18 protein-coding genes, 3 tRNA genes and 2 pseudogenes are annotated in these 24,667 nt (G+C 54.9%); 13 read left to right on the top strand and 10 right to left on the bottom strand.

The features are described 5' to 3' along the window. Positions 1–19 precede the first annotated feature (19 nt). Both CKW15_RS16455 and CKW15_RS16450 read right to left on the bottom strand, forming a co-directional pair. On the bottom strand, positions 20–301 hold the full coding sequence (locus tag CKW15_RS16455; protein WP_003445034.1) for a peptidylprolyl isomerase: 282 nt from the start codon (positions 299–301) through the stop codon (positions 20–22). Between the two features lie 108 nt (positions 302–409). Then, the gene (locus tag CKW15_RS16450; protein WP_095152432.1) at positions 410–1,291 is read right to left on the bottom strand and encodes a triacylglycerol lipase; all 882 of its coding nucleotides are present in this window, start codon (positions 1,289–1,291) and stop codon (positions 410–412) included. Between the two features lie 338 nt (positions 1,292–1,629). Here CKW15_RS16450 and CKW15_RS16445 point away from each other — a divergent pair, with 338 nt between their 5' ends. After that, positions 1,630–2,691, top strand: a complete 1,062-nt coding sequence (locus CKW15_RS16445; RefSeq protein WP_095152431.1) for a hypothetical protein — start codon at positions 1,630–1,632, stop codon at positions 2,689–2,691. A gap of 57 nt (positions 2,692–2,748) precedes the next feature. Here the strand turns inward: CKW15_RS16445 and CKW15_RS16440 are convergent, their stop codons facing one another. Continuing rightward, positions 2,749–3,813 (bottom strand): 3-deoxy-7-phosphoheptulonate synthase, encoded by a 1,065-nt coding sequence (locus tag CKW15_RS16440; protein ID WP_095152430.1) that lies wholly within the window; start codon positions 3,811–3,813, stop codon positions 2,749–2,751. A gap of 714 nt (positions 3,814–4,527) precedes the next feature. On the opposite strand from CKW15_RS16440, the gene uvrY reads away from it, so the two are divergent. From uvrY to CKW15_RS16420, 4 genes are all read left to right on the top strand, one after another. Beyond that, complete coding sequence (uvrY, locus tag CKW15_RS16435) at positions 4,528–5,169, top strand: UvrY/SirA/GacA family response regulator transcription factor (RefSeq protein WP_095152429.1); 642 nt, start codon at positions 4,528–4,530, stop codon at positions 5,167–5,169. Positions 5,170–5,171: 2 nt separating this feature from the next. After that, positions 5,172–6,995, top strand: a complete 1,824-nt coding sequence (gene uvrC / locus CKW15_RS16430; protein WP_095152428.1) for an excinuclease ABC subunit UvrC — start codon at positions 5,172–5,174, stop codon at positions 6,993–6,995. A gap of 33 nt (positions 6,996–7,028) precedes the next feature. After that, positions 7,029–7,589, top strand: coding sequence for a CDP-diacylglycerol--glycerol-3-phosphate 3-phosphatidyltransferase (pgsA, locus tag CKW15_RS16425; protein WP_095058124.1), 561 nt, complete (start codon positions 7,029–7,031; stop codon positions 7,587–7,589). Positions 7,590–7,652: 63 nt separating this feature from the next. After that, a tRNA-Gly gene (locus CKW15_RS16420) sits at positions 7,653–7,728 on the top strand. A gap of 225 nt (positions 7,729–7,953) precedes the next feature. On the opposite strand, the gene CKW15_RS16415 is transcribed toward CKW15_RS16420, so the two are convergent. The 4 genes from CKW15_RS16415 to CKW15_RS16400 all read right to left on the bottom strand — a co-directional run bounded on the left by CKW15_RS16415 (position 7,954) and on the right by CKW15_RS16400 (position 12,825). Beyond that, entirely contained in the window at positions 7,954–8,667 is a 714-nt protein-coding gene (locus CKW15_RS16415) for a hypothetical protein (RefSeq protein ID WP_095055985.1), read from the bottom strand. Between the two features lie 183 nt (positions 8,668–8,850). Next, on the bottom strand, positions 8,851–10,116 hold the full coding sequence (locus tag CKW15_RS16410) for an MFS transporter (protein WP_095152427.1): 1,266 nt from the start codon (positions 10,114–10,116) through the stop codon (positions 8,851–8,853). Positions 10,117–10,149: 33 nt separating this feature from the next. Then, entirely contained in the window at positions 10,150–11,220 is a 1,071-nt protein-coding gene (locus CKW15_RS16405) for a sugar phosphate isomerase/epimerase (RefSeq protein WP_095152426.1), read from the bottom strand. A gap of 99 nt (positions 11,221–11,319) precedes the next feature. After that, on the bottom strand, positions 11,320–12,825 hold the full coding sequence (locus CKW15_RS16400) for a PLP-dependent aminotransferase family protein (protein WP_095152425.1): 1,506 nt from the start codon (positions 12,823–12,825) through the stop codon (positions 11,320–11,322). A 314-nt stretch (positions 12,826–13,139) separates the two neighbouring features. Here CKW15_RS16400 and CKW15_RS16395 point away from each other — a divergent pair. The 5 genes and pseudogenes from CKW15_RS16395 to CKW15_RS16360 form a co-directional block, all read left to right on the top strand. Continuing rightward, positions 13,140–13,213: transfer RNA gene (locus CKW15_RS16395), tRNA-Cys, on the top strand. 565 nt (positions 13,214–13,778) lie between these two features. Beyond that, on the top strand, positions 13,779–16,229 hold the full coding sequence (locus CKW15_RS28795) for a hypothetical protein (RefSeq protein ID WP_256583226.1): 2,451 nt from the start codon (positions 13,779–13,781) through the stop codon (positions 16,227–16,229). A 1-nt stretch (position 16,230) separates the two neighbouring features. Beyond that, positions 16,231–17,430 carry an O-antigen ligase gene (locus CKW15_RS16375; RefSeq protein ID WP_159953408.1) on the top strand — a complete coding sequence of 400 codons (1,200 nt, stop codon included), beginning with the start codon at positions 16,231–16,233 and terminating at the stop codon, positions 17,428–17,430. A 245-nt stretch (positions 17,431–17,675) separates the two neighbouring features. Further along, positions 17,676–17,760 (top strand) — tRNA-Leu (locus tag CKW15_RS16370). A 541-nt stretch (positions 17,761–18,301) separates the two neighbouring features. Beyond that, positions 18,302–18,826 (top strand): annotated as a pseudogene (locus CKW15_RS16360) (tyrosine-type recombinase/integrase); the annotation flags it as partial. On the opposite strand, the pseudogene CKW15_RS16355 reads toward CKW15_RS16360, so the two are convergent. The 3 genes and pseudogenes from CKW15_RS16355 to CKW15_RS16345 form a co-directional block, all read right to left on the bottom strand. Beyond that, positions 18,804–18,956: pseudogene (locus CKW15_RS16355) on the bottom strand (AlpA family phage regulatory protein); the annotation flags it as partial. The pseudogenes CKW15_RS16360 and CKW15_RS16355 sit on opposite strands and share 23 nt — an antisense overlap. A gap of 295 nt (positions 18,957–19,251) precedes the next feature. After that, positions 19,252–20,001 carry a hypothetical protein gene (locus tag CKW15_RS16350; protein WP_095152422.1) on the bottom strand — a complete coding sequence of 250 codons (750 nt, stop codon included), beginning with the start codon at positions 19,999–20,001 and terminating at the stop codon, positions 19,252–19,254. Positions 20,002–20,637: 636 nt separating this feature from the next. After that, positions 20,638–21,552, bottom strand: a complete 915-nt coding sequence (locus CKW15_RS16345) for a LysR family transcriptional regulator (RefSeq protein WP_095152450.1) — start codon at positions 21,550–21,552, stop codon at positions 20,638–20,640. Between the two features lie 103 nt (positions 21,553–21,655). On the opposite strand from CKW15_RS16345, the gene CKW15_RS16340 reads away from it, so the two are divergent. The 3 genes from CKW15_RS16340 (at position 21,656) to CKW15_RS16330 (ending at position 24,612) form a co-directional block, all read left to right on the top strand. Continuing rightward, positions 21,656–22,708 (top strand): aromatic ring-hydroxylating dioxygenase subunit alpha, encoded by a 1,053-nt coding sequence (locus tag CKW15_RS16340; protein WP_095152421.1) that lies wholly within the window; start codon positions 21,656–21,658, stop codon positions 22,706–22,708. A gap of 1 nt (position 22,709) precedes the next feature. Next, positions 22,710–23,666 (top strand): PDR/VanB family oxidoreductase, encoded by a 957-nt coding sequence (locus CKW15_RS16335; RefSeq protein WP_095152420.1) that lies wholly within the window; start codon positions 22,710–22,712, stop codon positions 23,664–23,666. A 220-nt stretch (positions 23,667–23,886) separates the two neighbouring features. Then, complete coding sequence (locus CKW15_RS16330; RefSeq protein ID WP_159953407.1) at positions 23,887–24,612, top strand: alpha/beta hydrolase; 726 nt, start codon at positions 23,887–23,889, stop codon at positions 24,610–24,612. Positions 24,613–24,667 lie beyond the last annotated feature (55 nt).

Genomic DNA, 24,667 nt, shown 5'->3' with positions numbered 1-24,667 from the left:
CGAAAAACTCAAGCGTTGATCAGTCCTGGCGGCTGGTCACTTCCAGCAGGTGGTAACCGAACTGGGTCTTCACCGGGCCTTGCACGACGTTGATTGGCGCGCTGAAAACAACGGTGTCGAATTCCTTGACCATCTGGCCTGGACCGAACGAACCGAGGTCACCGCCCTGGCGGCTGGATGGGCAAGTGGAGTTAGCCTTGGCAACTTCGGCGAAGTCGGCGCCGCCTTCGATTTGGGCCTTGAGTTCGTTGCACTTGTCTTCGCTGGCAACAAGGATGTGACGGGCAGTGGCTTTAGCCATGGGAAAATTCTCCATTCAGTGTTTTGCAAAGTGCTGAGCCTACCGGATTCAGGGCGCTATTTCTCCTCAAAAGTTCCAACCTGCGCGGGACCCGGAGCAAGGTGTCTGTCACAGGCCGACCTCTCTCAAGCGTTCGGCATGCTCCACAAACAGTTCAACCGGATCGATGTTCGTGCGCAGTTGACCCGCCGGCTGGCTGATAGTGTCCAGATGATCCAGGGCGTAGTCGGAGCGGATCACCGTGCCCAAATGGGAACTGAAGCGTCCGACCATGCCATCGTTCTGATCGGCTTCGGTGATGAAGTAGCGGGAAAAAGCACGGCACAGGGTGTGGAACGGGTCGAGCGCGTTAACACCTTCGGCGAGCACATTGGGCTGAAGGACACCGCTCCATGAGTAATAGCGAACGCCATCGACCAGCTCTCGACCCTCGCCACCCCAGGTTTTGGGTAAGCCCTGTGGGTACTTGTCGTTGAAGGCGCCTACGCCTTCGGTGGTCAGGGCATTCAGTGCAGCGACTGCGTTGCGCGCCAGGTAATGGTCGTTGCTGAGGGTTGCCAGGAAGTCGGCAAACAAGGTCACGACCGCCTCGGCAACTTGTTCCGGCAAGCGCCCGGGTGTCAGCGCCTTGCGCAGGAAATCAGCCAGTTCCGAACCGTGATTCGGCCCGCTGACCGACGTCACCGAAGCGACCCTGCCTGGCGCAACCGCTGCAGCATAGCGTGCAGCGAGTGCGCCCTGACTGTGTCCGATCAGGTTGACTTTACTTGCGCCTGTTCCTTCCAGTACCCGCTCGATTTGCGCCAGTAGTTGGTCGCCACGAACTTCATTGCTATGAATGGCTGACAGTTGCGGCACGAATACCCTTGCGCCGCTGTTTCGCAGGGCCTGTTTGATGTCATGGAAGAGTTCGAATTTGCCGATTCGTTCGACTCCGAACAGACCATGGATCAGCAGGATTGGGTGGCAGGTGTTTGCATTCCGTTGCATGTTCGTACCTTTTCGCAGCAGTTCGTGGGAGGTGCAGTGCGCTTCACTCTAAAACACTCAACGCTGGCGCGATGTATGAAAAGTCCGCTGAAAACCGATGAAAACGGTATAGATCCGGTATGAAAACACGCATGTATTTGCGGTCTTGGTCGGATTATCTGGACGTCTATATGGCTCGACAGCGCGCATTCCAACGCAAATGCCTACTTTGCAAACGTCGATTTTCCGAGCAAAACAGCGCGAGCGCCCGACATCACAATTGAAAGGCGTGGGGTTCAATAGTCGTCATTCGAAGCCGGCCAACCGATCGGCGTTATTCCAAGGACTGGAGAGAAAGAATGAGTACTCACGAAACCGATCCCCTTATTGTCACGCAGCCACACTTACCCCTTCCTCAATTGGTACAAGCGCAAAACGGCGTGTTGAATCCGGCGGATAGAAAGGCAGTGGTCAAAGTGGGGCCTTATCCCGGTATGGCGTGTGGCGACAAACTGCTGTTGACCTGGGCAGGCCTGGATACGGATGGCCTTGCTTACAAGTACCAAGTCTCGCGATTCGTCAGTGAGAGCAGGGTGGGCGAAGAAATAGTCTTCAATATCAGCGACAGGCATATTGCGGCACTGGATGGGGGTTCCCTCGAAATCCATTACGCACTCAGCACTGCACGCTTCGCCGAACCGGTGCATTCCGGTGTTTTACAACTGAGTGTGGGCGATATCAGGTCTGATCTGCTGCCAGCGACGGCGAATGACGCTGTTGGCGGAACACTCGACCCTGAGCGGGTAAAGGAAGGAGCGCTCGTCACCATCAGGCCTTACGCACGAATGGCCGCGGGAGACTGGGTTCTGTTCACTTGGTCGGGTGTTACGCCCGAGGCCAGTTTCAGTGATGTGCTGAAAGTCGAGGCGTTTGCCGTGGGGGGTGAGCTGTCATTCTGGGTCGGCCCGGAATTTGTAACGCCCAATCTCGGTGCCACGGTGACGTTCGGTTACTGCGTTAAACAACAAGGCCAGGCACACCTTTATTCGGAGCCAGCACAGCTGTTGATCGGCAGCCTGGAGCGGGGTGCGCTTGCATCACCTGTCGTGCTGGAAGCTGAGGAAGGTTGGCTTGATCTTCAGGACACGCTGGATGGCGTAACCATCGTGATCGAAGATGCCCAAGCCGAAGATGGCGAACTGGTTTACCTGAAATGCGACGGGGACGATTTCTTTCACCGCGACGATCGCGAAATAACGAGGGAAACAGCCGGTCAAGCCGTGGTGTTCATTGTTCCTTACCGGTTTTGGAGGGAGCATTCGGGCTCAACGATTCGAGTTTCCTACCAGGTCGAACGCCTCGACGATAGCAGTCAGCAATCGGACGTGACGTTGGTGCAGGTGCAACCGCAAATCGGGTAAGAATCCGTAGCCGTCATCCAGTGCTCGGTATGAGGCTGGATGACGGGGCATCAGTGTTTACGCTCGCAGTCGATCTGCGGCCCGGAGCAACAGGTGTTCCGTACCGGTCCAGCCAAGGCAGCCATCGGTGACGGACACCCCGTATTGCATTGACGCACCCAGGGGTTGGCATCTTTCGAACAAATGACTTTCGATCATCATGCCGATCAGTGAACGGTCGCCTTGCAAACGCTGTTCAAGGACATCATCGAACACAGCAGGTTGGCGCAATGGGTCCTTGCCGCTATTGGCATGGCTGCAATCGACCATGATCCGGGCGGGAATCTTCAATCGAGTCAGATCGCTGTGCACCTGGGCGACACTGGCGCGATCGTAGTTCGGTCCACGATGGCCGCCACGTAGTACCAAATGAGTATCTGCATTACCGGGCGTTTGAATGATCGCCGGGTGGCCTTGGCTATCGACACCAAAATGCCGATGCGGATGGGCGGCCGAACGCATGGCATCAGTGGCCACACCAACGCCACCGTCGGTGCCGTTCTTGAAACCGACCGGCATGCTCAGGCCGCTGGCCATTTCCCGGTGGATCTGCGATTCGGTCGTACGGGCCCCAATGGCTACCCAGCTGAGTAAATCGTCAAAGTAGCCGGCCGCCATCGGTTGCAACAGCTCGGTAGCAACCGGCAGGCCCAGACGGAGCATTTCACGCATCAGTTCACGGGACAGCGTCAGGCCGCCAGCCATGTCATCGCTGCCATCCAGTCGCGGATCGTAGGCCAGGCCTTTCCAGCCGACAGTGGTACGGGGTTTTTCGACATAGGCACGCATCACCAACAACATCTGGTCGCTGACTTCAGTGGCCAGGCGGGCAAGCTTGCCAGCGTATTCAAGAGCTGATTCGGGATCGTGAATCGAGCAAGGGCCGACGATGACCAAAAGACGGGAATCTTCACCGTTAAGGATCGCGCGAACCGCTTGGCGGTGCGCATTGACCTGATGGATCAACGCATTGCTCAGAGGAAGTTGCTGTTTGAGTTGCAATGAGCTGGGCAGGCGCGAGGTCAGCGCTTCATTGGCCGGGCTCAGTGTGGACAGCGGTAGTGCGCAGACGGAGGAGTTCATATGAATGGCTTCCTGGGCTGAAGGCGGGGTCATGCCCGCGCAATCGGCCCTACTGGGGTGTTCGACAATTGGCCGGATCGGCTGCGTGTATGTGCTTGCCACCTGTGGGTGACCGATCGGAGGCGGCAGGCTGTCCCGAGCGGAGGGTGGTAAATCGCCAGGCGGTAAAACTGTCGTAACGGTAATAAGTGGCGTAGTTCATTGCGTTGATCCTCTGAATGTCTGGTGTGTCGCTAAAAATGACAGGGCTGAAAAAACAAAACCCCCGGTCGGGAGGCCGACCGGGGGTTGAGAAATCTCTGGTGGCGACCCGTTTGAAGTGGGCGCCGTGTGGGTATCAGGCGCGTCAGTGGCTAAACCAATACCCAAAATAAAAGCTGATCGGGGCACAAGCGTCATTTACCCGGGCAGCCGCAACCGAGCGCAGGGCGCTGGCGGTACGAAGCTGTGAAAGGGTGTTGAGCATGACGTGTCTCCAATGGATGCGCCGAGCTTACTAGAGGCCGGTACGCAGATTCAATCAGAAATTGCTATCGATCGTCGTTGGCGACTTCTATCACTTGAGTGCCTGTACAGGCGCGAGACGCCTGGCGTCTGCGACAAGCGTTTGAAGATGAATTGAAACTTTTTATCTGACGCTTTCCGCTAGGTCTGCCAGTCGCTTTTTGCTAAGGTGTCTGGCAACCCAATAAGACCATATTGCGAGGTGTCTGCTTGATTAGGGTGCTAGTAGTCGATGACCATGATCTCGTTCGTACAGGCATTACACGAATGCTGGCTGACATCGATGGCCTGCAAGTGGTCGGCCAGGCTGAATCGGGTGAAGAGTCCCTGATCAAGGCGCGTGAGCTGAAACCCGATGTGGTGTTGATGGACGTCAAGATGCCCGGTATTGGCGGTCTTGAAGCCACCCGAAAATTGTTGCGCAGCCATCCGGACATCAAAGTCGTCGCGGTGACCGTCTGTGAGGAAGACCCGTTTCCTACACGGCTGTTGCAAGCCGGTGCCGCGGGCTACCTGACCAAGGGCGCCGGGTTGCCGGAAATGGTCCAGGCCATTCGCCTGGTGTTTGCCGGACAACGCTACATCAGCCCGCAGATTGCACAGCAACTGGCCATCAAATCTTTTCAGCCGACCAACGATTCTCCCTTCGATACCCTGTCGGAGCGAGAAATCCAGATCGCATTGATGATTGTCGGTTGCCAGAAAGTGCAGATCATTTCCGACAAACTGTGCCTCTCCCCAAAAACCGTGAACACCTACCGTTACCGCATCTTCGAAAAGCTTTCGATCAGCAGTGATGTCGAGTTGACGCTGTTGGCGGTTCGACACGGCATGGTTGACGCCAGCCTCTGAAAATGACCGAAACCTTTGATCCAAGCGCCTTTCTGTCAACGGTCAGTGGGCGTCCCGGCGTGTACCGCATGTTCGATAGCGAGGCGCGGCTGCTTTACGTCGGTAAAGCCAAAAACCTCAAGAATCGCCTCTCGAGTTACTTTCGCAAATCGGGCCTTGCCCCCAAGACCGCCGCTTTGGTGGCGCGTATCGCGCAAGTCGAAACGACCATCACGGCCAACGAAACCGAAGCCTTGCTGCTTGAGCAGACGCTGATCAAAGAGTGGCGGCCGCCCTACAACATCCTGTTGCGCGACGACAAATCCTATCCTTATGTCTATCTCTCGGACGGTGACTTTCCACGTCTGAGCATTCATCGCGGCGCGAAAAAGGGTAAGGGCAAGTATTTCGGGCCTTATCCCAGCGCGGGGGCCATTCGCGAAAGCTTGAGTCTGTTACAAAAGACGTTTTTTGTTCGCCAATGCGAAGACAGTTATTACAAGAACCGGACGCGTCCATGCCTGCAATACCAGATCAAACGGTGTAAGGCTCCCTGTGTCGGTCTGGTTGAGCCCGAGGTCTACGCGGAAGATGTGCGGCACTCGGTGATGTTCCTTGAGGGGCGCAGCAATGCGCTGACCGATGAGTTGTCCGCCGGGATGGAAGACGCCGCGGTCAATCTGGAGTTCGAGCGCGCCGCCGAGTTGCGTGATCAGATCGCCTTGCTTCGCCGGGTTCAGGATCAGCAGAGCATGGAAGGCGGAACGGGCGACGTCGATGTGATCGCAGCCTTCGTCAACCCGGGCGGCGCCTGTGTTCATCTGATCAGTGTGCGGGGCGGGCGGGTGCTCGGGAGCAAGAACTTCTTCCCCCAAGTGGGTATCGAGGAAGACGTTTCCGAAGTCATGGCTGCTTTTTTGGGTCAGTACTACATCACCAGTCCCGAGCGCGATTTGCCCAGTGAATTGATTGTTAACGTGGTTCACGACGACTTTCCGACACTGATCACCGCCATCGATGAGCTGCGCGGTCGGGAGCTGACCATCAGCCATCGGGTGCGCGGGACGCGGGCGCGTTGGCAGCAACTGGCGGTGACCAATGCCGAGCAGGCGTTGGGTGCTCGCCTGGCCAACCGCCAGCATGTCGCCGCTCGCTTTGAAGCGCTGGCAGAAGTCCTGAAGCTGGACGAGCCGCCGCAGCGCCTTGAGTGTTATGACATCAGTCACTCCAGCGGTGAAGCGACCGTGGCGTCCTGCGTGGTCTTTGGACCAGAAGGCCCGATCAAATCCGACTACCGTCGCTACAACATCGAAGGCGTTACGGCAGGCGACGATTACGCGGCAATGCACCAGGCGTTGACTCGACGCTTCAGCAAATTGAAGGACGGGGAGGGCAAGTTGCCGGACATCCTTCTGGTGGACGGTGGTAAAGGTCAGTTGTCCATGGCTCGCGATGTGCTCAACGAGTTGGCCGTACCCGATCTGATCTTGTTGGGTGTGGCCAAGGGTGCGACGCGCAAGGCAGGCTTCGAAACCCTCTATCTCAATGATGCTGCCCATGAATTCACCTTGCGCGGCGACTCGCCGGCATTGCATCTGATTCAGCAGATCAGGGACGAAGCCCACCGTTTTGCAATTACCGGGCACCGCGCCCGTCGCGGAAAAACGCGTCGGACGTCTACACTAGAGGGCGTGGCTGGCGTTGGACCTACACGTCGGCGTGACTTGTTGAAACATTTTGGTGGATTGCAGGAGCTGTCTCGTGCCAGCATCGAAGAAATTGCCAAAGCCCCCGGGATCAGTAAAAAGCTCGCAGAGTTGATTTATGCAAATCTGCACAGCGAGTAGAATGCCCCCCTCACCTCGTAGCCAGTTGTGCCGATGAATATCCCTAATCTGATTACCGTTCTACGCGTTCTGCTCATACCGATCTTCATTTTGCTGTTCTACTTGCCTTATCAGTGGAGCTACATGGCATCTGCCTCGGTGTTCGCTTTCGCTGCTGCCACCGATTGGCTGGACGGGTATCTGGCCCGCCGTCTGGAGCAAAGCACGCCGTTCGGGGCTTTTCTCGATCCGGTTGCCGACAAGCTGATGGTTGCTGTTGCCCTGGTTTTGCTGGTGCAGGAGCACGGCAATTTGTGGCTCACGCTACCCGCCGCCGTCATCATCGGTCGCGAGATTGTCGTCTCGGCACTGCGCGAATGGATGGCCGAACTCGGTGCCCGTGCCCACGTCGCCGTATCGAATCTGGGCAAATGGAAAACGGCTGCGCAGATGCTGGCGCTGGTGATCCTGCTAGCCAATCCATCGAACTTCAGCTTCTGGGTTCTGATGGGCTATGCGTTGCTGATGGTGTCCGCCGGGCTGACGTTGTGGTCCATGGTCCAATACTTGCGGGCCGCTTGGCCGCATCTGAAGACCGACGTGGAAAAGAAATAAAACTTTTTTGAATCAAGGGGTTGACGGGGCTTCTGGATTCTATAGAATGCGCCACACCAAGACGCGGGAATAGCTCAGTTGGTAGAGCACGACCTTGCCAAGGTCGGGGTCGCGAGTTCGAGTCTCGTTTCCCGCTCCAAATATTGTTTTTCGGTTCTCTGTTGAGTGCTGCGAAACCAGAAGAAAAGAGGCTTAGGCCTCTTTTTTTTCGTCTCGAAAAAAGCTACCCGCAGCTACGAATTTCAAGTAGATCAATGAGTACCTCGAAATACGGGTTTTGCGGGTAGCAGTAGATAACGCATTGTCAACGCCGTACATCTCTCCTCATTCGGGAAAACCGTACCCTCAAGGATTTTGATGGAGGTCAGTCCGGCTTTTTCAGAGTGTCAGTACCCGTGACCATACGGATTCTGACTTTAGGGACCTGCCGTTTCTCAAACACAATGCCCTCTTTTCCTTCGCTTCGTTTTTCCACCAGATAAAGCACATCATCGCTTTCTCCGACGATGCAGCCGGTCACAAGATCCAGGCTGTTGAGTTGAACGGACGATGGTGTGCACTGACGCAGTTCGTTGTACGCGGCCAGTTCGGCGCGTTCTATCGATTGGGAGACCGTCATCTTCCAGATACTCCAGAATCCAAGGGCGACCAGGCTGATCAGCAACGAGGCAATGACGGGTTCTCTGGATCTTTTGAAACGCTTTTCCAGCCATAGCGCCAGTCTGTAACCACGACTCTCGGGATTAGGATTTACTGAAGGTGAGGCGCGGTCGGGGTTCTCGAAGAAATGCATCATCGTTGAGAATACGGCCACTGCTGCGATTGCAATGAGGAGGGCGGTGAATATGATCAGGATATTGACACCGCCATATACCGCATACATATAGCTGTCAAACCCTAGTCGTGTAACGGGTACGCCTAACTTACTGTTGATCACTTCCAGATAGACATAGCCGCTTGTAAAAAACAGAGCGAACAGCAGAGCGACAATCGATAAACTTTCGAACTTTACTGCTCGCCATAGTCTTGCATAGCTCAAGGGAGCAATACCGGTGACGACGCGATTCTCGTTATTCATGGAGAGTCCTTTCCTGGGTGGGTGGCGAGTCTAGCGAGCACCTTCGGTGCTGCCTAGATTGTGTGTATCGCCAAACATTACCTGATCGCATAGGCGATCCATGAACAACGCAAAACGCCACTCAATAGAGTGGCGTTTTTGTGTCTGCGCGTTATTCAGGGTTACGTTAACTCGAAGGCAAGATCAGGCCTGCGCAGTGTTCATTTCTCCAGTGATTACGGGTTTTTTGCGCACTGCTTTATAGAGCAGGCTGGACACCATGAAGCCCGCAATGGCCAGTATGCTCATCAGCGTGAAGACATAGTTGTAACCCTGCTGGCCGGGGAAGTGGTCGAGGATCGAACCATAGATGACGTAGGCAAACATGCCCGGTGCATAGCCGATCAGGCAGCCGATGCCGAAGGCCGAGCCGGTGATGTGCTGGGGAATGCCGACTTCACCCATGGGGGCCCAGAACACGCCGCGCATGGAGAACACGATCAGGGCGAAGGACAGGGTTGCGGCCATGCCCGCATAGATGAAGCCCGGGCTTTTCGGAATCAGCATGATCACGCCCATCAGTGGTAGCAGCGCCAGGAATGCCCACTTCAGGTAGCGGCTGGTGCTCTTGAACTGTTTATCGGCAATGAAACCGCCGGCCGGCCCGCCGAGGATCTTCAGGAAGTACTGGTTGATGATGCCGTAGGCGCCCACCAATGCCACGGGCAATCCGTACATTTCCTTGAGGTAAGGAATGAAGTAAGTCAGGCCGCAGTAGACGATGTAGACCATGAACACGTTGAGGCTGACCAGCCAGATTCCCGGTACCTTGATCGCTTCCATCAGGTTCACCAGACCATTCTTCGGCTTGGCCACCGACGGTGCGTTACCGCCCTTGAGCAGGAAGAAGGTCAGGGTGCCGGCCAGAATGTCGATGACCGAGTAGAACAGAATCGCAGACTTCAGGCCGGTTTCACCCGAACCCATGGCGACGAAAACGCCCAGTGCGGAAAAGGCCACCAGCGTATCAACCACGCCACGTCCGCCTTCGAGCAGGCCGAACAACCGGCCTTGCTCCTGATCGTCACCCAGGTTGCGGATGGCTTTGAGCAGCGATGGCCAGAACAGGCAGTCGGCACACACGGCCAACAGACTGAACACGATCAACAGATTGCTGAACGGTGGAAAGGTCGCCAGGTACAACCCCAGTCCACCGGTGCCGATCAGGCCGAGGGGGATCAGTTTGCGCGTGTCATAGCGATCGGCGAGCAGGCCACCGACCACAAACAGGGCGGTGGCGATAATCGCGTTGGCACTCAGCAGAACACCGATTTCGGTGTGGCTCAAGCCCATGAATTCCTGCATGGGCACATAGAAGGCATCCTTGAGGTTCGCCAGCTTGTAGATGGTGCCGCCACCAAGAATGAGGATCAGGAATCTGAGCCATTTGGCCTTGTTTTGAATTGTCATTATTGTTCTCCGGGCGTAATCGGGTCGTCAGGTTCACGCGTTGGAAGGGGAGGCCAGCGTCAGTTCGGCCAGGGTGCGCAATTCGGCCAGCACGCTACGGACATAGGCGACCTGGTTGTTCGCCCAACGGTGTTCATCGGCCAGCATTCGCTCAAGGGAGTAGCCGTTCGGGAGCGGCGTTTCGCTCATTTCCCGGTAGGCAATAAACGGGTCGGCCGCTTCAGTGCTCTGGCGGAAGGCCGGGGCCACGTAGTGGTTTTCCTGCTCGAGAATGAACGCAATCACCTGTGGGGTGGATTCGCCGAGCATCAACAGCTCGAACAGCATGCGGGCGCTGGGCAGATCGTCTTCGTCGCTGCCCTGCAGGACACCGTAATGACCGAAACCGTTTTGCTCGGGGACGATGCGTACACCTTTGAGGTGTGTCTGGCGGATGTGCGGCGCCATGGTGCGCAGGGCCTGCAAGGGCTGTTCGCAGGCATTGATCATGTTGCCGAAGTCGAACAGTGCGTGCAGGCGAGGGTGGTTGAGACGGTTGAGCAGCTGCGCGATCTCGTTGCTCTTGAGTTCTTCATGCTGTTCGAAATCAAAAAACAGATCGTGCTCATCAGCCTGCTGCGCGAGGTAGTGCAGATCGGTTTCGATCACGCCCATGACGTGCGACAGCGTGCCCTCGTAACGTGAGTAGACACGGATGTTGCGCACGCCCAGGGTTCTGGCGATGGCAATCACCTGGTCGACGTCTTTTTTCCGCGTGCTGCTGATCTCCAGGTGCAGATCCAGCTCAAGCGCTTTGGCCTTGGCGGCGAACGCCTCGAGCTGCACGGATGACATCTGGCTCAGGCTGTTTTCCTCACCGTCGAGCAAGTGCAGGCTCAGGCCTTGCAGCTCGTGGCGATAGGCGAAATCCAGCAGGTCGGCAGGGGTAACACGACCGTGGGTGAGGTTGGTCAGTAGCGGGTAAGCGTGGGCAAACAGCCGCATTTGGCCGAGACGTTCAAGCAGCCGCCGGGCCAGGGCATCGGTCAGCGCGGGAACTGCGCCGTGTTCGACCACCTTATGGCTCAGCAAGGCGTTGAATCGTTCCTGGATCTTATTGTTCATTAGAGTCGTTCCTGGTTCAGACACCGTGCCTTTATCGCGCCAGTCAGGAACTCTCGATAGATCCATTATCAGTTAATTGATAAGGCCACTTGTCTCACATCAAGCGGTCGGTGGCAGATAACCCAATGTGCGCAAGGCATTGGCCAGCGCTTCGACACGTTCCCGGGCCTGGTTTTCAGGCGTGCCGGCAAAGCCGATCAACAGAGCTGGCGCCAAGGCATGCTTGATGCGGTAGTCGCTCAAGGCGTAGGTGTGAATGTTGTGCCGGGCCAGTTGCCGGGCGATGTCGGTGTCGCTGAGTTCCGGGGGTAGCCAGGCGATCAGGTGCATGCCGGCATCCGTCGGAGTGATCCTGAAAAAGCTGCCGATCTGTTGTTCAAGCTGTTCGATCAATGCTTGCTGGCGCGCCTTGTACAGCGCACGCATGCGGCGGATGTGCCCCAGGAAGTGGCCTTCGCCCATGAAGTCCGCCGTCGTCGCCTGAAGCAGCGTGGGCGGGCTGCGATCCATGACTGCGCGCAGGGTACAGAAGGGTTCGACCAGCGCCTGCGGCAGAATCACGTAACCCAGGCGCAGTGACGGAAAGAGCACTTTGCTGAACGTTCCGACGTAGATCACCCGGGCCATCTGGTCCATGGCATACAGCGCCGGGAGGAGGCGGCCACTGTAGCGAAACTCACTGTCGCAATCGTCCTCGATGATCCAGCTCTGGTGCTCCGCAGCCCAATCGATGAGTGCCTGGCGTCGCGCATAACTGAGGGTGACACCCAGCGGATGCTGGCGTGAAGGCGTACAAAACACCAGGCGGGCATCAGGGCACTCGGTCAGGCCTTGCTGGACATCGATCCCCTGTTCATCGATACGCAACGGGACCACCTGAGCGCCTTGGGCTTGCAGGGCAATGCGCGCGGCGATGTGCCCCGGGTCCTCCATCCAGACGCTGTCCTGCGGATTGAGCAGCAGCATGCCCAACAGGTTGAATGCTTGCTGCGCGCCGGAAACGATCACCACTTGTCCGGCATCGCAATCGATGCCGCGTGCATCGAAGACGTATTCGGCAATCGCTGCGCGGAACGCCTGCAAACCTTGCAACTCGCCATAACCAAGAATGGCTTTGGTTGGCTTGAGCAGGTGACGGTTCATCAGGCGCCGCCAGATCGCCTGCGGGAATGCCTCATAAGTGCTGTGGCTGGGCAGGAAGGAGGTCGGGGTCGTAGGGTCCCAATCGGTATAAGACACCCCGCGAAAATGATCGCTGCGCAGCGATAGCATCGACTGGCTCAGGTCTGACAGGCGTGGCGGCTGGGGCTGTTGCTCGTCCTCGATACCCCGGCTTTCCCACTCAGTGCCGACATACGTGCCGGCGCCGGTGCGCGAGGCCAGAAAACCTTCGGCAATCAACTGATCGAAAGCATTGAGAATGGTGATCCGCGATAACCCCAACTCGTTGCTCAAGGTCCGGGTCGACGGCAGGCGCACGCCCCCTTGGATTCTGCCGTTGAGTATCTGTTTGCGAATCTGCAGATACAGTTGGCGGTACAGGGGAATCGCACTGGCACGGTCCAGCTCGATAGCCGACAGCAGCAAACCTGCGGGGGATTTCATGGCATGCTCGTCTGGGTGAAATGGGATATTAACTGGAAACCGTCAGGCGACGGGCAGGCAAGGGTATCGAGCGATACCTCATAAGTCATCCGTCTGTCGTTGATGTTCGACGCAATCCGCAAACCTGGCGCCAGATTTTTTTTTGAAATCAAGGGGTTGCCAGCCTCAAGAAATCAGTACATAATTCACGCCATCGAAAGCACTGACGGCTAAAAAAGCTGAATGTTTTCAAGGGGATAGCGAAGTGTGGTAGTGCTTCACACTCCAAGTTTTTACGCATTTGATGTTGTGCTACCTGACAGCAAATGTTTTGAGGCCGAGTAGCAAAATGGTTATGCAGCGGATTGCAAATCCGCCTACGCCGGTTCGATTCCGACCTCGGCCTCCACTATAAATAGCCCCGTAGATCAGTGATCTACGGGGTTTTTTATTGCCTTCGAAAAAGTGAAGTGTTCCGCAATTTTTTGAATGTATTCCGCAATTGGCTGGTAATTTTCTATCGTGATGGGCTGTAGTCGACCCAGAGCTGCCGGTGGCGAAAGGCAGAGATCGGCCATAAGCGGAAGCTCAGCAATATCAATATCTTGGTCTATCCCTGATTGTTTTGCGATCGACCTGACGAAAGGGGGCTTCGACTCGCGGCGAAAGTACATGGACAGTAATGCAGTTCGATATGATGGCGTGTCTCATGCTGGTGCAAGAGAATATCGGTGAAGAAACTCGCTTGGGGAAAACGTTAAGGGTGACTGTGTTTTCGGGCGCGACCAGCGCAACCAGCGCAACCACGCGATAGCCGTGACTTGAACTGAGGGATTTCAACTACGCCAACAGTTCGGCGGGCTAATCCCATGAAGTTCGGCTGGAACGACACTCCAATGCTGTCAATATTCGCAGAGTCCATTAATATGGCCCTTTGCGCACCATCTTACTTATCGCCCTGCGCTAAGGTTGCCATGTTACTGGACGACACCAATAACCCTTGGGCTGCCAAGGCACGCTCCCTGGATCGCTATCGCTGGCTGTTGTTGCGCGCGCGCTATAGCCTGATCGGCAGCGCCTTGCGTTTCGCCCGCGAGCAGACCGGCGACTGGTTGTTCGGTCAGCGCGCCAAGCGCCGCCTGGCCGCCGCTGTGATGGCCGAACCCTGCGATTTTCTGCTGTTGCAGTCGGCGCCCAAGGTGATCAAGTTCCAGCGCAAGAAACTGCTGATCGAGGGGCTGCGCTCGAGTGGCCATACCTTGGTGGAAACGGCCCTTGAGGAGCCAAGGACCATTCTCCGCCTGCGCATGCTCAAACGTCCGCCGTGCAGTGTGCCAACCCGTTACTTCGGCCATGCTGCCTACGCCGAATGGCTGGTAGAGCACCATCAGCCGCGCATTTTGCTCAACGACCGCAATGGCAGCCTCTACGCACCGTTCCTGCGCCTTTCACTGAATGCCCGTCAGCGCCTGCTGGTGCACCTGGCCCACGCGACCACGGTGGAACATTCGCAGCGCCTGGGCATGAACGACTATGACTACAACTTTCTGTTCGGCCAGAGTTCGCTCGAAGCCCTGCAGGCGCGTGAGCTGCGCTTCGGTAACTCGACAGCGGTGCTGGTTGGCTCGCATATGATCGACAGCGCCTTCGACCTGCCGTTGGCCCAAGCCGAGAACCGTGTGATGCTAATCCTCGGTATCGGCCCGGATAAGGAAAAGGAACCAGGCTACCGGCGCACTTACGAGATGCTGCGTGACTGGACGGCCGCGAATCCGGACTACCAGGTGCTGATCAAGATGCATCCGCGCAGTCAGGGACCCTTTTGGCAGGAGGCCGCCGCCGAACTCGACAATCTGAAGGTGCTGGCGCCGACCTGTGGCCTGGCTGAAGCGTTGGCCCAGGCCTCGCTGGTGGTCAATATCATGTCCAATGCGGTGATAGAGGCAGGCCTGGCCGGCCGACCTGTGTTGTATTGCAACCTCAGCAAGGATCGCGACATCTTCGGCCAGGAGCGTTTCTTCGGCTCGGTGGTGGATAGCATCAGTGCGCTGCAGGCTCGTGTGGCCGAGGTAATGGACGATTATGCCGGGGCCGCGAGCCAGGCGCGGACGTTCGCTTGCTTCCATCTGGCACATGGCGTGTTGGGGCTGCCGATGAATCAGCAGGCGCTGACAGCCTTGCTGGACGGGGGCGACTTGTCTTCCAGCATCGAGCACCACCCCTTGCTCGCTACCAAAAACCCAATGCCCCATCGTTCTATGCGTCACGTTGAGCATATTGCCGGCAGTGCCGAACCAAATTCACAGGGAGGCTCATCGAGCCGTATGTTGTTCTTCTCTCTGGCCAAGCACCAGAGTCTCTATTTCCAGCGTCTGCTCGATGAGACCGAACTCAGAGGCAAAGTGATAGTACCCGGCAGGATGCCCTGGCCGCGACCTTGGCAGTTGCCGCGCATTCTCAAATGTATCGATTGGGCGCACTTGCTCGAAGAGAAGTGCCAAGAGCGAAGGGTCAAGCGCAAGTACGAAGGCGTTTTCTTTCGTCTGCTGCTGCGTCTGGAGTTGGCTTGGGTCGGCCTGCGGGTCTTGGCGCTGGTGGAGCGCGAACAGCCGACGACGGTAATCATGTGGAATGGCTCCCATCGCTACTGCCAGTTGCTGCGCTCGGTTCTGCCGGTCGGCTGTCGGACTTTTTTCTTCGAAAATGGTCTGTTGCCTAATACCACCACACTCGATCCCCAGGGCGTCAACTTTCATAACTCGGTACCGCGCGAAGCCGAGTTCTATCGCCGTTATCAAGCTCCGGCTGATGCTGCTACAGCCCAGACCACTCTGGTGCCGCGCAAGCCACGCTCGACAGGAGTTGAGCCCATTGAGTTGCCCGAGCATTTCGTGTTCATCCCATTCCAGGATGATCGCGATACTCAGGTTCGCCTATTTTCACCTTGGGTGGGCAATATGTGCGAACTGTTCGCTCTCGGCGAGCGGCTTGCAGCCGAAACCGGCATGATCGTGGTGTTCAAGGAGCATCCATCCAGTCGCGAATCCTATCCTCAGTTGCATCAGCGTTGCCATGAGCGGTTGCTGTTCGCCAACGGCAACAGTACCCAAGAGCTGATTCAGTCCAGCGAGTTCGTGATTACTCTCAATTCCACTGTCGGCCTGGAGAGTCTGTTACTGGGCAAGCCGGTGCTGACTCTCGGGCAGGCGTTCTTCAATATTCCAGGGTTGGTGATGCATGCGGACTCCGCCGCCGAGCTGATGGAGATCGCACGGATTTTCCCCGACTGGCCGCTGGAAGCGTGTATCCGCGAACACTTCCTAAGCTATATGGCCGCGGAGTACTGCGTGCAGGGTGACTGGAAGAATGCCGACCAGGCCCAGCTGCAGCGAGCGGCTGCACGAATTATCCGACAGGAGCGTTGAAGTGCTGAAAGGTCTGGTTTTGCGTCAGGAGGTGTTGGCGCGTTGGGCGGCTATCGGTCTGTTGATCTTTCTCTGTGTGCCGTGGTTGATAACGAGCGACAAGCACTATCACCAGTTGCTCTATGTATTTCTCTGCTTGCCTACGCTGTTGGCGCTGTGTCTGGGTGACTTTCGCAAGAAATTGAAGCACCCGGAAATGCTCCTGTTCGCGGCATTGGCAGCATGGACACTGCTGATTGTACTGCTCAAGGGGGACCATCCGGAAAAGGCCAAGATGCCCTTTTATGTGTTGTTGACACTCCTGGGTGTTGTGCTGGCAGCGCAGGGCTCGCGCTGGTCGCTGGAGCAACTGCTGGCAGGCAGTGCTGTAGTTGGCGCATTGGGAGCCATCGCCTCCATTGCGTATTTCTACTGGATCCTTGAACCGGTGCCGGGATTGCGGATTGCCACGCCGGGGTTGTGGGATACACCGATCATGGCCGCCCATGCGACAGGGGCGCTGGCGCTGCTGGGGCTCTTCATCTTTCGGTGTCAGGGGCAGAAACCCGGGGTGGTGCCGCTGGTTGTTATCGCTCTGGCCTATATGGCTTTTCTCGGGCTCAACCAGACGCGGGGCGTTTGGCTGGCATTGTTTGTTGCACTCGTGGTGATGGTGCTCGTATCGCGGTCGCGTCTGTGGTGGGCGCTCCTGCTGCTGGTTCTGGTCGGAGTGGTAGGCGTGCTGATGTTCGAATCGCAGATGGTGCTCCAGCGCGGCCTGTCGTACCGGCCGACCCTGTGGGCTGGGGGGGTACAGTTGATTCGCGAGCATTGGCTGCTGGGGGTGGGGTTCGAGCCATTTAAAATTGCAGTGCCAGAATTACAAATGTCGTTCAAGCACCCGCACAACCTGTTTCTGGATACTGGCGTGCGTCTGGGATTGCCGGGTCTGTTCCTGTTTCTACTGCTTTGGGGCGCGACTGCGCGGCGCGCTTGGCTGAACCGTGAAAGCACCCTGGGTCGTGCGCTGCTAGCGTTGTGGACCTTTTCCAGCGTGGCGTTGCTCACTGATGGCATCGGTCTGTGGCTCAAGCCTAATGCCGACTGGCTGATCATGTGGCTGCCCATAGCCTTGGCCATGGTGCTGGCGGCTAGGCAGTCCGCCAGTATTCAGCCAGGCAATTCCATAGGCTTGGGTGTGACTAACACTGGCATTAGATAGCGGCAAAGTCGGTGCGAATGCTGCTTGCGAGTCAGCGTACCGCCTGCTTTGGAGACCCGGATGGCCAGGCCTTTGATTTCCGTGTCGTACACCAGGATGTCGGCTTAGCCGTCCGGGCACGTCAGGTTGTTCAATGCGGACTTGGCAAAATTGATTTTCCTGGCCATAAGGGGGGCTTATTTCCTAAGTGATTGATTCTGGTTTTGTTTTAGGGTTAAATCAGCGCCTGCTTTTGCATTTCCCATGCCCCGATGGTGAAATTGGTAGACACATCAGACTTAAAATCTGCCGCCGCAGGGCGTGCCGGTTCGATTCCGGCTCGGGGCACCATCTCGCTTCATCAAAAAACACCACTATCTGTCACCAGCGTCTAACGAGACCCTGGTGTTTTTTGCTGTCTGCGATTTGGCATCCGGCACCTTAAATTTGGTTGCTAGGTTGGGAGCTATTTGGGAGCCGACTTGGGAGCTTTGCTGGTAGCTTTTGCCATTCCTGGCACGCCACGCTCAGCTCTCACCCGCGCTTCATTACGCGCCAAGAATGTCCGTAAGTTATTGATTTGACAAGTTTATAAGCCTGTAAGCACGGGCAAGGGCCGGTCTCGGCGCTCAACTGCTTTTGTATGCTAGCGAGGGGCAGGATGACTTAAAATCCCCCGCTCGTAAGGGCGTGCCGGTTCGATTCCGGCTTCGGGCACCATCTTGCATTCCACTGAGCGCTTTTAAATTCTCTGGAAGCCTTGAAAAACCTGCCTTCTGGCGGGTTTTTTCGTTTTAGCATTCCGTCGGATTCTTGTCCATTCTTCTCTAATCCAGTCATTTAGAGGGTAGAGTTAGGGGTAGTCTTTGGTTCGATTAAGGATAGTACCCTTATGTCGCGCACAACTGCTCCGCTTACCGACGCTGCTTGCCGTTTAGCCAAGCCAACAGACCGTCCCTACAAGCTTTTCGACGGTGACGGTCTCTATCTCCTAATCCAACCCAATGGCCGTAAAGGCTGGCGTCTAAGGTACGTAAAGCCTGACGGCCGGGAGGGGTTGACCTCCCTCGGCAGCTATCCTGTGATTGGCCTTGCCGATGCGCGCCAGAAGCGTTTAGATGCGAAGCGGATGCTCGCAGACGGCATTGATCCCGTTGAGAACAAACGTAAAGCCAAAACGGAAGATGCTGTCAGCGGCCGTACCTTTGAAAGCGTTGCATTGGACTGGCACAAGAACATGTCGGCCAGATGGACACCCGACCATTCCAAGAATGTATTGAACCGTCTGAATAACTATGTTTTCCCGTTTATCGGTGCCCGCGCGATTGCTGATCTCGATACTTATGATCTGATGCAACCTTTGGAAGTGATCAGAAAACGAGGAACGATTGACGTCGCCTTAAGGGTACAAAGATACCCTCCTTCATCAAGTTGTAGATATGTGCACGCTTGAAACCGGTTTTTCGCTCCACCTCGTCACGCCGCATGATGTGACGTTCTACTTGCAGTTGAGGTTCTTCAACGATGGGTGAGGATTGGCTGGACATGATGGTCACTCCTGGTGCCGATAGGCACGTGGTGGGAAGTCACCTGAATTGAATAACAGACGCGGGTGGAAAGTCATTGCATTGCAATCAACGGTATTGCAATGCAATGTCGTTGATTCCAAGACAGTCATATAAAGCACTACGCTCGGCTTTACGGCGATTCATAAACTATCGTGGTAGATCGTGGGTTTTCTAACTGAAGATATTAATTGTTTGTTTGTATTTTAGGTGTGTTCGGCTATTAGTTTTGTTAGTTTTGTTGATTTAGTTGTGTAAAGAAAGACTTTAATTTCATTCAAGATTTAGGAAGGCTGCGTCTTGCGGCGGCGAACTTTGCATCCAGCGTTCTTTTGCTCAGGCCCTGCACTCCATCGTAATGAGCTGTTATTGAATTAACAATTGCTGCTTGACTGTCAAAAATGGAGTGTCTTCTTCCTGATTGAGTGGAGCCAAGAATCGTTTCGATTAATGCACCTATAATAATCAGAAGGCTGCCATTGCTTTGCTCGTTGAGTGGGTTGTTCAAGTTGATATGCATGTTTAAGTTCTCTTTTTCTAGTTTTAGATTTTTGATTTCGTCTAGCATTATTCTGATTGTATTTGTAGCATTCTTTAATTCTGACTCAAGTGCGTCTTTGTCCGCGCGAATTGTTAAATAGGTGCCAATGCTCATGATTTTTTCGTTTTCCTTGGAGGGGCCAAATAAAAAAGCTGGGCGTTGTTCAGGATAATAACGGGCCATCCACGATCTAAGATCGGTGTGCCGTATGGTAGTTAGGTTGCAGTCGGTAGGCGTTCCGGGCGCAACTGTTATTCCTAAAATTCCATAAGGGAGTTCATGATTAACAATGGCGTCTCGAATTATTTCGTTTTTTTCGCGCAGGCAAGGCCACTGTGGGAATAACCTTGAGAGCGTCGGGGGTGAAAAAGAAGTTGCGCTAAGAATGGCTGTTTCGTATGCCATCAGATTGCACCATCGGATCGCTACATCAATAGGGCGATAAAACACTTTTGGTGTGGGTTCAAAGTTATTCGGGTTAGGCACGTATATGACCTCCTGTCTTTAAGGGAAGTCGCCGAATACGTGTCTAGTTTGTAATGTGGGTGGCTAAGGTGCCTATTTGGCGACTTTTGATGATTTTCTTTTTTTTGATCATTAATTAGTGTTTTTTCATACTGGTCAATTTCGGAATTCCTAGATTAAGATCGCTACGATGATCTGCTGCATTTTTTGTAATCTCACACCATTTGGCAACAGCTTTCGAACGGATCTGTTTGGAGTATAAAAAAGCTGAATAAATGATGTATTGAAAAAAGGTACAATAGAGCAAGATTGTCAACGTGCCAAGATGATTTAATAAATACATACTATGCACGATACTCATGGTAAAGGTTTGACCTAAGCGTACTGAGTGCTTGCACTCATAATTCAACACCATAGCCTGGTATTTTTGGTGGGCGCAGATGGATGCCGCATTGCCGATGATGAAATTCCACCCACGTTTACCCTAATTTCGAAAGGGTAAAGTTTCATTTAAGGCAATTTTAGAACGCTCCGAAGCATGTCACCTGTAATGAGCGATTTGGTGACTGAGGTAAAGCCCTCGTCGCAATGATTTATTCTTGTCGGCTTGTCGACAATCAAGTGTTGCGATCAACAGTTTACAAAAAATCAGGCCCCTTAGCTCATGTAACGGTCGAAAAGACGCTTTACCAACTGGCGCAGCCATATATTTCCGGGGTCATGATGATAGCGCGGGTGCCAATACTGTCGCAGGTATAAGCTGGGGGAATTGATCGGCGTTTTTATCACCTTGACCGCGTTGTAGCGCAGAAAAGTCTGCCCCAGCTCACTGGGCACGGTCGAGATTAAGCTTGGGTTTTTCTCCAGTATCATCGGGACAGTTATGAAATGTGGAGTTGTAAGGTAAATTTCTCTTCGATACCCCAGCTCATCGATGAATTGGTCGTAGCGGCTGCTGCTGTCTGATAGCACAACTGAAACATGTTTCATGCCCAGAAATTCTTCAAGGCTCAGCTCATCGACCGGATAGGCGCAGCTGATAATAGTGCAAAAAGAGTGCACGAACAGCTCTTGTTGAAAAAGGTTAGGGTTCTGGATGTAGTGGGACCCTATAGCAAGGTCTGTATCACCTTTCTCCAGTGAATTGGCAATATGCTCGCTGGGCAGTTGAGACGTTCGAATTCGGCAATTAGGGGCCACTTTCTGAAGTTCTGCAATCAGCCTTGGCAAAAAGACCAACTCACCCATATCTGTCATACAAAGGCTGAAGACCCTGGTGGACGTCATAGGGTCGAAACTGGCCTGTGCCAACAGCTTGTGTTGTACGGCAGAAACGATCTCCAGAACTGAATCCCCCATCTCCTCTGCGAACGGCGTCGGTTTCATTGCATCGCCAATACGGACGAAGAGAGGGTCTTCATAGAACTCCCGTAGACGTCGTAGTGCGTGGCTCATAGCGCTCTGCGTCAAGCCAAGATGCTCTGCTGCTCTAGATACATTGCGTTCTCGCAGAAGCGCGTCGAATGCGAGCAGCAGGTTTAGATCGAATTTCTTACCATGAATGGTATGCATGTTCTGTATTAGCTCCATGATCTATGCGCATACATGATCCACCTCTAGCATAGAGTCAGCAAGGAAAGTTTCCAGAACAAAAACAAGAAATGAGGTCAAGGTCATGCTTCTTCGTAACGCTTGGTATGTAGCTGCTTGGTCGAGTGAGATTCCGGTCGACGAGCTTCTTGCAAGAACGATTCTTAATGTACCAGTGGCGCTATGGCGGGATAGCTCCGGAAAAGTTGTGGCTTTCGAGGACCGTTGCTGTCACCGAGGTGCTCCACTATCGAAAGGACGCCTGGAAGGCGATCAGCTTCGGTGTATGTATCATGGTCTTCTATTTGATACGACGGGGCGCTGCGTCGAAATACCCGGACAAGAACGCATTCCTCCGCAGGCTAAAGTGCGCACATTCCCAGTCGTGGAGAAGCACAAGTGGATCTGGATCTGGGTGGGTGATGCCAGCCTGGCGGATCCGTCCCAGATCCCTGATACACATTGGCTGGATGACCCTGAGTGGCGAAGCCTTGAGGGTTACACCTATTACACCACCAACTACCTGCTGATCGCGGATAATCTGCTTGACCTCGCACATTTGCCCTACGTTCATCCGAACACGCTGGGCGGTGATGAGGCCTATGCGGCTTGTATACCTCAGGTCGAAAAGCTGGAGAACGGCGTACGAGTAACGCGTTGGGGTGAAGATATTAAACCTGCACCGTTCGTGCAGAAAATCAAAAATTATCCGGGGCCCGTTGATCGTTGGAATATCTACGATTTCGTGCTGCCGAGCATCTTCCTGATGGATTCGGGAATGCAGCCCAGTGGCCACAATGCCAAGGCGGGAAATCGAGTCAATGCTGCAGAGTTCCGCAGCACTCAGGCGCTGACCCCGGAGACGGACGAGTCCACGCACTACTTCTTTTCACAGCCTCATAATTTCGCCATTGATGACCCCGAGGTGACGCTGGCAATCCACAACCAGGTCGTCACAGCGTTCCAGGAGGACAGCGATATGATTCATGCGCAAGATCGCATGTTGAAGTTGACTTCCGATTTCAAAATGATTCCGATCGGAGCTGACGCTGCTCTTTTGTATTTTAGATGGCTGGTGGCGAATGCTTATAAGGCTGAGCAGGCAATAAGCAATCCCGTCAAGATCCAGGAGGTCTGAGATGAGCGACTGGAACCGCGTTCGAGTGATGGCGATAGTGAAAGCTGCTGACGCCATTATGGATATCCGCTTGCTGGCCTTGGACGGTCAACCTCTTCCTGTGGCCGACGCGGGCTCGCACATTGATGTTCGCCTGCCAAATGGTCTGATCAGGCAATACTCCGTTCACCGGTACGATCCTTCGGACGGAAGCTACTCAATTGGGGTCGGTTTGTCTGAGCCGTCACGGGGTGGCTCAGCGTTCATTCATGCACATCTGCGAGTTGGCGACCTGCTCGAAATTAGCGCGGTTCGCAATAACTTCCCGCTGGCACACGACGCAAGCACCTATTTTTTTATCGCCGGCGGTATCGGCATTACGCCGATTCTTAGCATGATTCGTTGGTGCGATGCGAATGACAAACCATGGCAACTTCTCTATTGCGTCCGATCCCGGTCCCGGGCTGCTTACATCGAGCATCTTCCTCGTGGCGGAAAATTAGTATTTCACTCGGATGACGAAATGGCTGGTCGTCCCGATCTGCAGGCGTTTACTCGACAAGCAAAGGCAACGGACCACCTCTATTGCTGTGGGCCGTCACCGCTCATGAATGCGGTACGGGATGCCGCACAGGCTTACCTGCCTTCCGGTCAGGTGCATTTCGAGTTGTTTAGTGCACCTGAGTCGGACGCACCTGAAATGGAACAGAACAAAAGCTTCGTAGTGGAACTTGCTCGCAGTGGCATGGAGTTAACCGTGCCAGCTGATACCAGCCTTCTAGATGCACTCGAAGAGGTGGGGATAATGGTGCCTTATTCCTGCCGGGAGGGCCTTTGCCGTACCTGTGAGTGCCGGGTGCTAGCGGGTGAAGTTGATCATAGGGACTATGTCCTCAGCGAAGAGGAGCGTGCTTCCAATGCGGTCATTCTGCAGTGTGTTTCACGTGCCAAGTCATCAAGGCTGGTGCTTGATATCTGACTGACACTCCACGTCACTCTTTGATTGGTAGGCAAGAATGAGTAGTTGTGAACTGAATGCTATTCGTAATGAACTGCTCTCTCGACGAGAAAATCCTCCTGGGTCGCTGCAGCAGGCTCGTATAGGTTTTGACCACTTGTGCAAGCGTTTTTCGCCTCCGCCTGATTGCAGCTCCACGGCGTCGACGCTCGGTGGAGTTCCTGCGCGGAAGTTAACCTGTGTGGATTCCCAGCGCTCTTTGCTCTATGTCCACGGTGGTGGTTTCATGGTGGGCAGCGCTGAAGGTTTTGAGGGAATCGCCGGCACGCTTGCTGCCGGTACATCTTCCACGGCTTACGTGGTTGATTATCGACTGACACCTGAACATGCATACCCTGCTGCACAGCAAGATGTTCTGACTGCGTATGCGGCGTTACTCGCTAAATGCGAAGGAGCAAACGATATTGCATTGGTGGGGGATTCGGCGGGAGGCCATTTGATCATGGCCGCCCTGATTCACGCCAGGACCATGGGAATGGAAATGCCAGGTTGCGTGGTGCTGTTTTCTCCTTGGCTGGATCTGGCTCTTACCGGAGAAAGCATCCATACCAAGATTGCAGTGGACTGCTTTCTTACACCTCAGAAGTTGCAAGCCAGTGCTGACGCCTACCTGGTAGATCAGGTCGAGACTGCTATCTTGGAGGCTGACCTGCAGGGGTTACCGCCAATGATGATTCAAGTGGGGGAGTGTGAAATCCTTCTTGATGATGCAGTACGTCTGGCGAGAAACGCAGGATCAGCGGGCGTGGACACCAGGCTGGAGGTATGGCCCGGTATGTTTCATGTCTGGCAGGCACATGCGCCGGTGCTCTCCGAGGGGCGTGAGGCGCTCGCCGCTGCCGTCAATTTCATAAACGGGGTGCTGGTACGGCAAGGGGCGTTGGCGGTTGACTCTCGTTGCAGGTGATTGCTTTGAGCTACCGAATCAGAAAGCCCGTCTGGTTTCATAGTCATGACTTTAG

Origin of the sequence: Pseudomonas sp. Irchel s3b5 (genome assembly GCF_900187435.1) — a bacterium.
Taxonomy (GTDB): Bacteria; Pseudomonadota; Gammaproteobacteria; order Pseudomonadales; family Pseudomonadaceae; genus Aquipseudomonas.
Note: the sequence above shows the minus strand (reverse complement) of the source record. Positions and strands in the feature narration are given on the sequence as shown.